Raw genomic sequence first — 12,781 nt, 5'->3', positions numbered from 1 at the left:
CAAGACGCGCCGCTAATTCCGTCGCCGCCGGTCGCTCATTCCAGCGAATCCGCAATTCTGAATCATTACAGATTCGCTGGAACAGCGTTTATTGGCGAACTGTCAAGAGCCGCCGGGAATGGCGGCCCGGAACCGGACCACTAGGCCATGTCGGCTTGACCGGAGCTCAGTGGCACATAGACCTTGCCGCCCGACGCCACGAACTCCGCCGATTTCTGGCCCATCCCCTGCGCCTTGAGCTCGTGACTGATCTTCATCGAGCAGAACTTGGGCCCGCACATCGAGCAGAAGTGCGCGGTCTTGGCGGCCGAGGCGGGCAACGTTTCGTCGTGGTAGGCCCGCGCGGTTTCCGGGTCCAGGGCCAGCTCGAACTGGTCCTCCCAGCGGAACTCGAATCGGGCCTTGGACAGCGCGTCGTCCCACTCCTGCGCACCCGGGTGCCCCTTGGCCAGGTCGGCCGCGTGGGCGGCGATCTTGTAGGCGATCATCCCGGCCTTCACGTCGTCCTTGCCGGGCAGTCCGAGGTGCTCCTTGGGCGTCACGTAGCAGAGCATCGCCGTGCCGAACATGCCGATCATCGCGGCGCCGATCGCGGACGTGATGTGGTCGTACGCGGGAGCGATGTCGGTCGTCAGCGGCCCGAGGGTGTAGAACGGAGCCCCGCCGCACAGCTCGACCTGCAGATCCACGTTCTCCTTGATCTTGTGCATGGGCACGTGACCCGGCCCCTCGACCATCACCTGCACGTCGTACGCCCAGGCCCGGTGGGTCAGCTCCCCCAGCGTGCGCAGCTCGGCGAACTGGGCCTCGTCGTTGGCGTCGGCGATCGATCCCGGTCGCAGCCCGTCGCCCAGCGAGAACGTGATGTCGTACCGGGCGAAGATCTCGCACATCTCGTCGAAGTGCGTGTACAGGAAGTTCTCCTGGTGGTGGGCGAGACACCAGGCGGCCATGATCGAGCCGCCGCGGGACACGATGCCGGTCACCCGCTCGGCGGCCAGCGGCACGTACGGCAGCAGCACCCCGGCGTGGATGGTCATGTAGTCGACGCCCTGCTCGGCCTGCTCCAGGATCGTGTCGCGGAACAGCTCCCAGGTCAGCTTGACCGGGTCGCCCTTGACCTTCTCGAGCGCCTGATAGATCGGCACGGTCCCGATCGGCACCGGCGAGTTCCGGATGATCGCCTCGCGGGTCTCGTGGATGCGCGGCCCGGTCGACAGATCCATCACCGTGTCGGCGCCCCACCGGGTGGCCCAGGTCAGCTTCTCGACCTCCTCGGCCACCGAGGACGTCACGGCCGACGTGCCGATGTTCGCGTTGACCTTCACCAGGAACCGCGACCCGATCACCATCGGCTCGGACTCGGGGTGGTTGCGGTTGACGGGCAGCACCGCCCGGCCCGCCGCGATCTCGGAGCGCACCAGCCCGGCCGGCACGTTCTCGCGGATCGCCACGAACTCCATCTCGGGCGTGACGATCCCGGCTCGCGCCGACGCCAGCTGGGTGCGGCCGCTGATCCACGGCGCGCGCAGCGGGGGCAGGCCGTTCTCCGGTGCGCCGCCCGGCCCGGAGGTGTCGTACAACCGTACGGGGTCGTTGCCGTCACTCAGCTCGACCGACGCGAACGGCACCCGGATGTCCGAGCGTGAGCCCTCGACGTACACCTTGCGCCTCATGTTTCCTCCCAAATAGGTACAAACCTGGCAGCGTCAGGGCGCAGTTGTCCCATGTGGAACGCCCGTCCTAAATTGCGAAGTGGTCCAGCGGCCCGGGCCCACTGCCCAGCCGCCAGTCGCGCCCACCGGCGAGCGCGGAACTCACGTATTGCTTGGCCCGGCGTACGGCGGCCGGCACCGGATCGCCGAGGGCCAGCCGCACCGCGATCGCCGACGAGAAGGTGCAGCCCGAGCCGTGGTTGTTGGCCGTCGGCACCGGCTCGCCGCGCAACGTCTCGGTGGCGCCGTCGAAGTGCAGCACGTCGATCGCCAGTTCGCTGCCGGTCACCACGACCGCCCGCGCACCCCCGGCGGCCAGCCGTTCCGCCGCGCCGGCCATCTCCGCGGCCGTCTCGACCGGACTCCCGACCAGGGCGGCGGCCTCCTGCCGGTTCGGGGTCAGCACGCACGGGTGCGCGAGCAGCGGCGCGACCGAGGCGGTCTCGGCCAGCCGGGCGCCCGAGGTGGCCACCAGCACCGGATCGACGACCAGGTGGGGCAGGCGGCCGGCGTAGGAGGCGATCAGCTCGCCCACGGCCGGGTCACCGATCATGCCGACCTTGACCGCCGCTACCGGCAGATCCGTCAGCACCGCCTCGAGCTGCGCGGCCACGATGTCGACCGGGATCGGGTGGATGGCCGTCACGCCCAGAGTGTTCTGCGCGGTGACGGCCGTGATGACCGAGGTCCCGTACGCCCCGAGCGCCGCGAACGTCTTGAGGTCGGCCTGGATGCCGGCGCCGCCGCCCGAGTCGGACCCGGCGATGGTCAGCACGACGGGCGGTGTCACGAGGACCACACCCCGGCCCGGTCCCCAGCCTGTGGATAAACCACCCCGCCCGCTTGACGGGGTGTATTTTCATTCCTCTCCCCAGGGTGGGTGGGGGCTAGGGAAGGCAGACCAGTAGCCAAGCGATCTTGGGCGACGACCGAAAAAGCGGCAGCCAACTCAGCAGCCAAGCCCCCGGGATCAGCAGCCCTCATGATCGCCCCCAGCACGGCAACCCCACGAGCCCCCGCCGCCGCACACTCCGCGGCCCGCCCAGCGCTATCAACCCCGCCGAGCGCAAGCCAAGGCACCCCACCCGAGACCCGCGCCGCACCAACCGCCCCAAGAGCCGGCCCATATCCCGGCTTCGTCCGAGTCGAATAGACCGGCGACACGGTCACATAGTCCACGTCGGACACCTTCACCCCGTCGTCATGACAGGACCGCCCGACCAACCCCACACCGGCATCCGGAAGCGGATCGGCCGCCGCCAGATGAACGGCCCCACCCCCCAGCGGATCCGGCCCGGCCACGATCAACCGCCCAGCCGGCACGACCGCACGCAGCGACTCCGCGAGCGCCATCCTCTCGGCGTACGGAAGATCTCTCTCCCGCAGAATCACCCACGCCGCGCCGCCCGCGACCGCCTCCCGCACCACCGGAACGAGCGGCCCCCGAGCGATCCGCCGGTCGGTGAGCACGACCAGCCCGCCCGGGATCACCACTGCGCGATCCCGGCATCCGAGGTGGACGCCAGCGCATGGAACCGCCGCGGAATCCGCCCGGCCGTGTAGGCGAGCCGCCCCCCGATCACCGCATGCCGCATGGCCGCCGCCATGGCCGCGGGCTCGTCGGCCCGGGTGATCGCGCTCGCGATCAGCACCGCGTCGCAGCCCAGCTCCATGGCCAGCGCCGCGTCCGAGGCCGTCCCGATGCCCGCGTCGAGCACCACCGGCACGTCGACGCTCTGCCGGATCAGCCGGATGTGGTGCGGGTTGGAGATGCCGAGACCCGACCCGATCGGCGACCCGGCCGGCATCACCGCGGCGCAGCCCACGTCGGCCAGGCGGCGGGCCAGGATCGGGTCGTCGCTGGTGTACGGCAGCACCGTGAACCCGTCGCCGACCAGCGTCTCGGCCGCCGCGAGCAGCTCGACCCCGTCGGGCAGCAGGGTCCGCTCGTCGCCGATCACCTCGAGCTTGACCAGGTCGGTCTCGAAGGCGTCCCGGGCCAGGTGGGCGGTCTTCACCGCGTCCCCGGCCGTGTAGCAACCGGCCGTGTTGGGCAGCACCCGCACCCCGAGCCGGTCGAGCATGGGCAGCAGGCCCGGCCCGGCCGCGTCGACCCGGCGCAGCGCCACGGTGACCAGGTCGGTCCCGGAGGCGACGATGGCCTCTTCCAGCGCGGCCAGGCTGTTCGCCCCGCCCGTGCCGAGGATGAGCCGTGATTCGGTGAACAGTTCCATCGTCATCCTCCCTGCGCGGCGGTCAGCACCTCGACGGAGTCGCCGTCCGCGAGCGTCGCCCGCGTCCAGGTCGACCGGGGCACCACCTCGCCGTTGACCGCGACCGCCACCCCGCGCCGGGCCTCGGTGATCGTCTCGACGAGCGCCTGCACGGTCGCGGCGTCGCTCCGCAGAGCCTTGCCGTTGACGGTGAGCAGCATCAGAACCTCCGCGGCGAGAAGTCGGCGAGCATCGGATCGGCCGGGTCGCCGAGCACCAGCCCGGCGATCAGCTCGGCGGTGACCGGGGTCAGCAGGATGCCGTTGCGGAAGTGCCCCGCGGCCACCACCACACGTTCGTCGAGCCGGCCGAGCAGCGGCGCGTTGTCCGGCGTGCCGGGCCGATGACCGGCCGTGGCCTCGGCCAGCTCGAATTCGGCCAGCCCGGGCACCAGGTCGAGGGCCGCCCGGAGCAGCTCGTGCACGCCGCCCGCGGTGATCAGCCGGTCGGTCCGCTCCTCCTGGGTCGCACCCACCACGACCTCGCCGTCAGCCCGCGGCACCAGGTAGACCTCACCGCCGTCGACCGACGCGTCCAGCACGTGCCGCAGCAGCCCTTTCTCGCCGCGCAGCCGCAGCACCTGCCCCTTGACCGGCCGGATCGGCAGCCCGGTCAGCGCCGCCGTGCCGCATCCGGCCGCCACCACGATCTGCCGGGCGTCCACGTCGGACAGTGCTTCGACCCGCTTGGGCACGATCCGCGCGCCGAGCTTTTCCCGCAGCGCGCTCACCACCTTGCGCGGGTCCACCTGGGTTTCCCGAGGGGCAAAGACCCCGGCCCGTACGCGGGGAGACAGCGCCGGTTCGAGCGAGCGCAACTCGGTGGGCCGCAGCAGGGGCAGTTGCTGACGGGTCCAGACGCGGGCCCGCCGGGCCAGATCGTCGGCCGTCATCGCCAGGCTCAGCGTGCCGGTGTCGTCATAGCCGACATCAACCCCAAGTTCCCTCGCGTACGCGGGCCACAGCTCGGCCGACCGCTCCATGAGCCCGATCAGCGCCGGGTCCTCGTGCTCGGATTCGCCGCCGGGCGCGAGCATCCCGGCCGCGACGTGCCAGGCGCCCTCGTCCCCGCCGTCCAGCACGGTCACGTCCGCGCCCCGCTGCACGAGCCGCCACGCGATGGCCAGCCCGATGATTCCGCCACCGACGACCGTGATGTCGCTCACGACAGTTCCTTCAGGAACGCCGCCGTCGCACCGGCCGGATCGGTGGCCACGGCGGAGATCGCGGCCACGCCGTAGCAGTCGAGGAGCGCCACCCGGTCGGGCGTGATGCCCGCGATCGCGATCACCGGCGTGCCCGGCACGGCATGGGCCACCGCGGCGACGCCCTCGGGGCCGATCGGATCGGGAAGGCCGGATTTGCTGCTGGTCGCGAAGGCCGGACCGACCCCGAGATAGGACGCGCCGTCGGCCACCGCGGCTCGCGCCGACGTGGGGTTGCGGCAGGTCGCGCCGAGCACAGCGGCCGGCCCGAGCACGCGGCGGGCGGCGGACACCGGCAGGTCGTCGGCGCCCACGTGCACGCCGTCGGCGCCGGCCGCGAGGGCCACCCCGATCCGGTCGTCGACCAGGCACAACGCACCGACCGGGCGGCACAGTTCGAGCGCGGCCGTGGTCAGCGCGTACGCCTCGCGGTCGTTGGTCTTGACTCTGATCTGCACGGCCACCGGACCGTGACCGAGGACGCCCCGGACCACGTCCAGCGAGTCGGTGACGATATGCAAACGCGGCAACGACAACGGTCGCTCCTCCCTGCGCCGGCATGATCCGGATCAGGTTCGACGGTCGGGGGCCGCGTCAGCCCCCCTCTCAGCCCGGTGCACCGGACTCCCGTGGGGTTGTGTTGTCTCGGACCATAACCCGCCCGCGCCGCAGTTGGCTACCGCACGTCCCAGACCGGTTCCGGCGTCTCGACGACCTCGCCGTCGCTCTGGAACAGCACGAAGCGGTCGAAGGACCGGGTGAACCAGCGGTCGTGGGTGACCGCGATCACCGTCCCCTCGAACTTGTTCAGCCCCTCCTCCAGCGCCTCGGCCGAGGCCAGGTCGAGGTTGTCGGTCGGCTCGTCGAGCAGCAGCACCGTCGCGCCCGACAGCTCCAGCAGCAGCACCAGGAACCGGGCCTGCTGACCGCCGGAGAGCGTGCCGAAACGCTGGTCGCCCTGGGCCGACAACTCGTACCGGTTGAGGGCCTTCATCGCCCCGGCCCGGTCCATTCCGGACCGATGGTCGTCGCCCCGCCAGAGGATCTCGACCAGGGTGCGTTCGAGCAGCTCGGGCCGGTCGTGGGTCTGCGAGAAATGTCCCGGGCGCACGCGCGCGCCGAGCCGGGCCACGCCGTTGTGCGACACGTGCGACAGGGGCGCGCCGTCGACCGGTTTGTTCTCGGCCTCGGGGTCGCTGCCGCCCGCCGCGAGCAGCCGCAGGAAGTGCGACTTGCCGGTGCCGTTGGCCCCCAGCACGGCGACCCGATCGCCGTACCAAATTTCCAGATCGAACGGAAATGTCAAATCTTCCATCTCGAGCTGTTCGCAGATCACCGCGCGCTTCGCCGTACGCCCGCCGCGCAGGTTCATCCGCAGCGACTGATCCTTGGGCGGCAGTGGCGGCGGGCCGGCCTCTTCGAACTTGCGCAGCCGGGTCTGTGCGGCCTGGTAGCGCGAGGCCATGCCGTCGTTGAAGGTGGCCTTCTGCTTGAGCGACAGCACCAGATCCTTGAGTTTCTGGTGCTCCTCGTCCCAGCGCCGGCGGTTCTCCTCCATCCGGTCGTGGCGGTGCACGCGCGCCTCGTGCCACGACGCGAACCCGCCCGGATGCGTCCAGGCCGAGCCGCCCTCGACGGCGACGACCCGGTCGGCCGTCTGGGCCAGCAGCTCGCGGTCGTGCGAGACATAGAGCACGGATTTCGGCGACTCGCGCAGCCTCGCCTCGAGCCAGCGTTTGCCGGGCACGTCGAGGAAGTTGTCCGGCTCGTCGAGCAGCAGCACCTCGTCGTCGCCGCGCAGCAGCAGGTCGAGCGCGAACCGCTTCTGCTGCCCGCCCGACAATGTCCGAACCGGACGGTGCCGCACCTCGTCCCACGTCTTGCCGAGGATCGCGACGGCCACGGTGTCGAAGAGCACCTCGGCGTCGTAGCCACCGGCCTCACCCCAGTGGGCCAGAGCATTCGCGTACGCCAGCTGGCTGCGCTCGGTCTCGTCGAGCCCGGCGGCCGCCTTGGCCAGGCGCTCGCCCGCCGCCCCGAGCTCGGCCTTCACCAGCGACAGGGCCAGATCCTCGAGCGTACGGTCGTCGCCGATCATGCCGATGAACTGGCGCATCACGCCGAGGCCGCCGGACCGCGCGATCGAACCCTCGGGCAGCGCGAGATCGCCCGCCACCATGCGCAGCAGCGTGGTCTTGCCCGCGCCGTTCGGCCCGACCAGCGCGACCTTGGCCCCCTCGCCGACCCGGAACGCGACGTCGGCGAAGAGCCGGCGCCCGTCGGGCAGCACATAACCGGCTCCTGCGACATCCACGTAACCCATGGCGGCAATCATCCCGGGCCGGGCCGGAATCGTCAGTCGGTTTTCCGGGTCACCCTGAGCACGCGGAAGCCCTTCTGGCTGGCCTTACGCTCCACCTCCCAGCCGTTTTCGACCAGCCAGGTGTGCAACGAGTCACCACCGAGATGCCGGTTGATCACCAGCCAGGCCGCGCCGCCGGGCGCGAGCCGCGGCAGCCAGCGTTCCATCAACGCCCGCAGCTCGCTCTTGCCGACGTGGGTGGGCGGGTTGCTCCAGATCTGGTCGAACGTCACCTCGCCGGGCACCTCGTCGGGGGCGGCCACCCGCACGCGGCCGGCCAGTTCGAGGGTCTCGGCGTTCAGCGCGGTCAGCTCGCGGGCGCGCGAGTTCACGTCGACCGCCCACACCGTCGCCCCGGGGGCCTCACTGGCCAGCACGCAGGCGATCGGCCCGTAGCCGCAGCCGAGGTCGAGGAACGTGCCGGCGACACCGGCCGTGGGGAGGTCGCCCTTGCGCAGCAGCACGGCCGTGCCGGGGTCGAGCCGGCCCGCGCTGAAGATGCCGGAGGCGACGGCCAGCCGGTAGTTCCGGCCGGCCACGCTGAACTCGATCTCGCCGCGGTGGTCGGGCGTGGCCGGTTCGGCGCTGAAGTAATGTTCGGCGCTCACCGGACCAGTTTGCCGCCGGTCAACGCGCGAGCGTGCGCCGGGGTGCCGCACATGCTGTGCGTTCATCGATCACCGTGCGCTCCTAGCCTGGTCGGCATGCGGTACGGCACCCCTTCCCGAGCGGCCCACCGCGCGACCGCCGACGGCGGCCTGGTGCTCCCGGTCCGCGGCATCGGATCGGGCGGACAACACCGGCCGCCGCCGGCGCCATCCCCGCCGCGGATCCCCGTCCAGCGCGGACGACGGCGGGCGGCGCCCACCCGGCCCACAGTCGAGCCGCAGCGCGCCGTGCAGTGGCTCACCCAGGGCCTGGCCGGGGTCATCCTGCTCGGGCTGGTCCTGATGGTCGGCTTCCTGGTGATGGCCTCCGACCGGCGTCCGGACGATCGCGGCGGCACGGTCACGCCGGCCGCGGCGCAGCCGCCGACCCTGGGCGAGGTCTTCGGCGAGCACGACGTCCTGCGACCGGCCGGCGCCACGGGGGCCTACCGGGTCGAGATGCGGCACTTCGGACGGGACTGCCTCGAGGCCACCACCGGCGAGCTGGGCGCGCTGCTCTCGGCGAACGGCTGCAGCGAGGTGGTGCGGGCCGGCCTGACTTCCCCGTACGAGGGTTATCAGGTCACCGCCGGGGTGTTCACCCTGTCCGACGCCGAGAGCGCGGCCCGGGTCAACGACCTGGTTCGCGAGCAGGTGGTGAGCGGCAACGGCGGGTTCCGGACGCTGCCCGCGTCGACCGGCGGCGACCCGGCGACGGCCTCGGTCGGCTGGCATGTCCGGGGCAACTTCCTGCTCTACTGCGTGATCACCCGGCCCGACGGGGCGCCGGTGCCCGACGACGACCCGTACGCCATGCGGATCACCGCCGAGATCGTCGACACCCAGCTCGGCGGCGCGGTTCCCGGCAGCGCGCTCTAAGCGCGGAGGCGGCGGGTGGCCTCGGCGCGGGTGGCGTACGCGTCCTCGGCCGGATAGCCGACCGCGATCAGCGTGAGCCCGTGCGCCGGGGCCACGGTGACCTCGCTGGAACGTTCCGTCCGGGTCAGCAGGGTCGACGGCCAGCCCGGGTCGCGCCGCCCGTCCCCCACCGCCAGCAGCGCCCCGACCAGGCTGCGCACCATCGACTGGCAGAACGCGTCGGCCTCCACCGTGGCCACCACGACGCCGTCCGGGTCGCGCCGCCAGTCGAACCGCGTGATGGCCCGGACCGTGGTCGCGTGCTCCTTGCGCCGGCAGTACGCCGCGTAGTCGTGCTCGCCGGTCAGCCCGGCCGCGGCCACGTTGAGCCGGTCCAGGTCGAGCGGCCGCACCCAGCCGATCGTGTCGTGGCGGCGCAGCGGCTCCGGACCCCACACCTTGTCGGCCACCCGGTATTCGTACCGCCGGAACGTGGCCGAGAACCGCGCGTCGAAGGTGGGCGGCACCCAGGTGATCGCCCGTACCCGCGCGTCCGGCGGCATCAGCGCGGCCAGCCGTCGCAGCAGCGAGACCTCGAGCTCTTCGTACACGTCCACCGGCAGGTCGATGTGGCACACCTGGCCCGAGGCGTGCACCCCCGCGTCCGTACGCCCGGCGACCGTCAGACCCAGCGCGGTGTCCACACCCGCCAGCCGTCCCAGCGCCTCGACCAGCACCCCGGCGACCGTACGGCGGCCCGGCTGCACCGCCCATCCGGAGAAGTCGGCGCCGTCGTACGAGACGTCGAGTCTCAACCGGACGGTTTCGCTCATCGCGCAGCTCCCACTACAAAAAGAAAGAACCCGGCACCCCGTACGGGGTGCCGGGCCTTCTGACGAACCTGAGAACTCAGGCCTTCTTGTCGGTGTCTTCGCCCTCGGCCTGGTCGCCGGGACCCTCGGCACCCTTGTCACCGGAAGCGTTCACCGGCGGCTCGGAGTCCTGGTCGGCGGTGGTGTCGGCCGCGGTGTCGGCAGCGGTCTCGTTCGAGGCCGGAGCCTCGTCCTCGCGAGCCAGCGCCTCGACCTTGTCCTGCTGCGCGGTGGCCTTGCGGGCCGACTTCTTGGCGGGCGCGGTGGTCGCCGCGACCTGCAGCTCCTCGACCAGCTCGATGACGGCCATGGGAGCGGCGTCACCCTTGCGCGGACCGGTCTTGGTGATCCGGGTGTAGCCACCCGGCCGGTTGCCGTAACGCGGAGCGATCTGCTCGAACAGGGCGTACACGACGTCCTTGTCCTTCACCGTGGCCAGCACCCGGCGACGGTTGTGCAGGTCGCCGCGCTTGGCCTTGGTGATGAGCTGCTCAGCCAGGGGGCGCAGCCGGCGGGCCTTGGCCTCGGTGGTCTTGATCTTCCCGTGCCGGAAAAGCTCGGTGGCCAGGTTGGCCAGGATGAGCTTCTCGTGCGCCGGGCTGCCGCCGAGGCGGGCTCCCTTGGTGGGCGTGGGCATTTCTTTAATGCTCCTTGGTAAGGCGGCCGGAAGCTCTTAGAGCTGCTCGGTCTCGCGGTAATCGTCGGTGTCGTAATCCACGTCGCCGAACGAGTCCACGACGTGCGCGGGGTCGAAGGACGGCGCGCTGTCCTTGAGGCCCAGGCCCATACCGGCGAGCTTCATCTTGACCTCGTCGATGCTCTTCTGACCGAAATTCCTTATATCCAGAAGGTCGGCCTCCGTCCGCCCGATGAGTTCACCAACGCTGTTGATGCCCTCGCGCTTGAGGCAGTTGTACGACCGGACGGTGAGGTCCAGCTCCTCGATCGGCAGCGCCAGATCGGCCGCGAGCTGCGCGTCCTGCGGCGACGGGCCGATGTCGATGCCCTCGGCGGTCTCGTCCAGCTCACGGCACAGGCCGAACAGCTCGACCAGCGTCGAGCCGGCCGAGGCCAACGCGGTGCGGGGCGAGATGGAGGCCTTCGACTCGACGTCGATGATCAGACGGTCGAAGTCGGTGCGCTGCTCGACACGGGTCGCCTCGACGCGGTAGGTCACCTTCATGACCGGCGAGTAGATCGAGTCGACCGGGATGCGGCCGATTTCGGCGCCGGCGCTCTTGTTCTGCGCCGCCGTGACGTAGCCACGGCCCCGCTCGACGGTGAGCTCCATGTCGAGCCGGCCCTTGCTGTTGAGCGTGGCCAGCTTGAGGTCGGGGTTGTGCACGGAGACACCGGCCGGGGGCTGGATGTCGCCGGCGGTGACGTCGCCGGGGCCCTGCTTGCGCAGGTACATGCTGACCGGCTCGTCGTGCTCGGAGCTGACGGTGAGCTCCTTGACGTTCATGACCAGCTCGACCACGTCCTCCTTGACACCGGGGATCGTGGTGAACTCGTGCAGGACGCCGTCGATCTTGATGCTGGTGACCGCCGCGCCGGGGATGGACGACAGCAGGGTACGCCGCAGCGAGTTGCCGAGGGTGTACCCGAAGCCCGGCTCCAGGGGCTCGATGGTGAACCGGGAGCGGGTCTCGCTGATCGACTCCTCGGAGAGGGTCGGCCGCTGGCTGATGAGCACGCGTTTCTTCTTTCTGTCAGGCCACCCACTATTTGATGGCCGTCCGGTGGTGCAGCCGGGGGCGCCAGACGGCGCCCCCGGCCAGAGCTGCTACTTGGAGTAGAGCTCGACGATCAGCTGCTCCTGGACCTGGGTGTCGATGACTGCCCGGGCCGGAAGCGTGTGAACGAGGATCTTCATCTCGCTCGGGATGGGTTCGAGCCACGCCGGCACGGGCCGCTGACCGGCCTGGGCCTGGGCGACGACGAAGGGGGTCATCTCCTTCGACTTCTCCCGCGTGGTCACGATGTCGTGCTCCTTGACGCGGTACGACGGGATGTCGACCTTGACGCCGTTGACCAGGAAGTGGCCGTGCTTGACCAGCTGCCGGGCCATGTCCCGGGACTGCGCGAGGCCGGCCCGGTAGACGACGTTGTCGAGACGCGACTCGAGGATCTGCAGCAGCACCTCACCGGTCTTGCCGGGCTTGGTGACAGCCTCCTCGTAGTAACCGCGGAACTGCTTCTCGAGCACGCCGTAGACGCGGCGGGCCTTCTGCTTCTCGCGGTGCTGGAGCAGGTACTCGGTCTCCTTGGTCCGGCCACGGCCGTGCTGGCCGGGCGGGAAGGGACGCGACTCGAACGGGCACTTCGGCCCGTCGCACTTGCTGCCCTTGAGGAACAGCTTCATCTTCTCGCGGCGGCAGCGCTTGCAGTCCGCACCTGTGTAACGAGCCATTGTCTCTTTCTCCCTTAGACCCGACGGCGCTTCGGCGGGCGGCATCCGTTGTGCGGCTGCGGCGTCACGTCACTGATCTGCCCGACCTCGAGGCCGGCGGCCTGAAGCGAGCGGATCGCGGTCTCACGGCCGGAGCCGGGACCCTTGACGAACACGTCGACCTTGCGCATGCCGTGCTCCATCGCCCGGCGAGCGGCGGCCTCGGCGGCCAGCTGCGCGGCGAACGGGGTCGACTTGCGGGAGCCCTTGAAGCCCACCTGGCCGGAGGAAGCCCAGGAGATGACCGCACCGGTCGGGTCGGTGATCGACACGATGGTGTTGTTGAAGGTGCTCTTGATGTGCGCCTGCCCGTGGGCGACGTTCTTGCGTTCCTTGCGCCGGACCTTCTTGACTGCGGCCCCTGCGCGTGCCTTCGGTGGCATAAGTCAGTGCGCTCC

15 protein-coding genes and 1 riboswitch are annotated in these 12,781 nt (G+C 70.8%); of the genes, 1 reads left to right on the top strand and 14 read right to left on the bottom strand.

Annotated features, from left to right (window positions below; genetic code table 11):
* Positions 1–140: 140 nt before the first annotated feature.
* From thiC to ACZ3I4_RS02990, 9 genes are all read right to left on the bottom strand, one after another.
* Complete coding sequence (gene thiC / locus ACZ3I4_RS03030; RefSeq protein ID WP_465380144.1) at positions 141–1,676, bottom strand: phosphomethylpyrimidine synthase ThiC; 1,536 nt, start codon at positions 1,674–1,676, stop codon at positions 141–143.
* Positions 1,677–1,743: 67 nt separating this feature from the next.
* Positions 1,744–2,505: a bifunctional hydroxymethylpyrimidine kinase/phosphomethylpyrimidine kinase gene (thiD, locus tag ACZ3I4_RS03025; protein WP_465380143.1), complete on the bottom strand. Its 762-nt coding sequence runs from the start codon at positions 2,503–2,505 to the stop codon at positions 1,744–1,746.
* Positions 2,502–3,209, bottom strand: a complete 708-nt coding sequence (locus tag ACZ3I4_RS03020) for a thiamine phosphate synthase (RefSeq protein ID WP_465380142.1) — start codon at positions 3,207–3,209, stop codon at positions 2,502–2,504. The genes thiD and ACZ3I4_RS03020 overlap by 4 nt, the downstream gene beginning before the upstream one ends.
* Positions 3,203–3,955 (bottom strand): thiazole synthase, encoded by a 753-nt coding sequence (locus ACZ3I4_RS03015; protein ID WP_465380141.1) that lies wholly within the window; start codon positions 3,953–3,955, stop codon positions 3,203–3,205. Before ACZ3I4_RS03015 ends, ACZ3I4_RS03020 begins: the two co-directional genes overlap by 7 nt.
* The gene (gene thiS / locus ACZ3I4_RS03010; protein WP_465380140.1) at positions 3,952–4,149 is read right to left on the bottom strand and encodes a sulfur carrier protein ThiS; all 198 of its coding nucleotides are present in this window, start codon (positions 4,147–4,149) and stop codon (positions 3,952–3,954) included. The genes ACZ3I4_RS03015 and thiS overlap by 4 nt, the downstream gene beginning before the upstream one ends.
* Positions 4,149–5,153: a glycine oxidase ThiO gene (thiO, locus tag ACZ3I4_RS03005; RefSeq protein WP_465380139.1), complete on the bottom strand. Its 1,005-nt coding sequence runs from the start codon at positions 5,151–5,153 to the stop codon at positions 4,149–4,151. Before thiO ends, thiS begins: the two co-directional genes overlap by 1 nt.
* Entirely contained in the window at positions 5,150–5,728 is a 579-nt protein-coding gene (locus tag ACZ3I4_RS03000; RefSeq protein ID WP_465380138.1) for a thiamine phosphate synthase, read from the bottom strand. The genes thiO and ACZ3I4_RS03000 overlap by 4 nt, the downstream gene beginning before the upstream one ends.
* Positions 5,722–5,833: riboswitch (TPP riboswitch) on the bottom strand. It overlaps the preceding gene by 7 nt.
* A gap of 35 nt (positions 5,834–5,868) precedes the next feature.
* Positions 5,869–7,515 (bottom strand): ABC-F family ATP-binding cassette domain-containing protein, encoded by a 1,647-nt coding sequence (locus ACZ3I4_RS02995; RefSeq protein WP_465380137.1) that lies wholly within the window; start codon positions 7,513–7,515, stop codon positions 5,869–5,871.
* 32 nt (positions 7,516–7,547) lie between these two features.
* Positions 7,548–8,162 carry a class I SAM-dependent methyltransferase gene (locus ACZ3I4_RS02990; protein ID WP_465380136.1) on the bottom strand — a complete coding sequence of 205 codons (615 nt, stop codon included), beginning with the start codon at positions 8,160–8,162 and terminating at the stop codon, positions 7,548–7,550.
* A gap of 96 nt (positions 8,163–8,258) precedes the next feature.
* Here ACZ3I4_RS02990 and ACZ3I4_RS02985 point away from each other — a divergent pair, with 96 nt between their 5' ends.
* Positions 8,259–9,080 (top strand): hypothetical protein, encoded by an 822-nt coding sequence (locus tag ACZ3I4_RS02985; protein ID WP_465380135.1) that lies wholly within the window; start codon positions 8,259–8,261, stop codon positions 9,078–9,080.
* Here the strand turns inward: ACZ3I4_RS02985 and truA are convergent.
* The 5 genes from truA to rpsK form a co-directional block, all read right to left on the bottom strand.
* Entirely contained in the window at positions 9,077–9,892 is an 816-nt protein-coding gene (gene truA, locus ACZ3I4_RS02980) for a tRNA pseudouridine(38-40) synthase TruA (protein WP_465380134.1), read from the bottom strand. The two genes, ACZ3I4_RS02985 and truA, sit on opposite strands and share 4 nt — an antisense overlap.
* A gap of 76 nt (positions 9,893–9,968) precedes the next feature.
* A complete protein-coding gene (gene rplQ, locus ACZ3I4_RS02975; RefSeq protein WP_465380133.1) occupies positions 9,969–10,568 on the bottom strand; it encodes a 50S ribosomal protein L17 in 600 nt (199 codons plus the stop codon).
* 36 nt (positions 10,569–10,604) lie between these two features.
* A complete protein-coding gene (locus ACZ3I4_RS02970) occupies positions 10,605–11,627 on the bottom strand; it encodes a DNA-directed RNA polymerase subunit alpha (protein WP_097322755.1) in 1,023 nt (340 codons plus the stop codon).
* A gap of 90 nt (positions 11,628–11,717) precedes the next feature.
* A complete protein-coding gene (gene rpsD, locus ACZ3I4_RS02965) occupies positions 11,718–12,344 on the bottom strand; it encodes a 30S ribosomal protein S4 (protein ID WP_465380132.1) in 627 nt (208 codons plus the stop codon).
* A gap of 14 nt (positions 12,345–12,358) precedes the next feature.
* Positions 12,359–12,766, bottom strand: coding sequence for a 30S ribosomal protein S11 (gene rpsK / locus ACZ3I4_RS02960; protein ID WP_014440747.1), 408 nt, complete (start codon positions 12,764–12,766; stop codon positions 12,359–12,361).
* Positions 12,767–12,781 lie beyond the last annotated feature (15 nt).

The sequence above is a fragment of the Actinoplanes sp. NPDC021490 genome (genome assembly GCF_055562135.1).
This window is presented reverse-complemented; position numbering and strand designations above follow the sequence as displayed.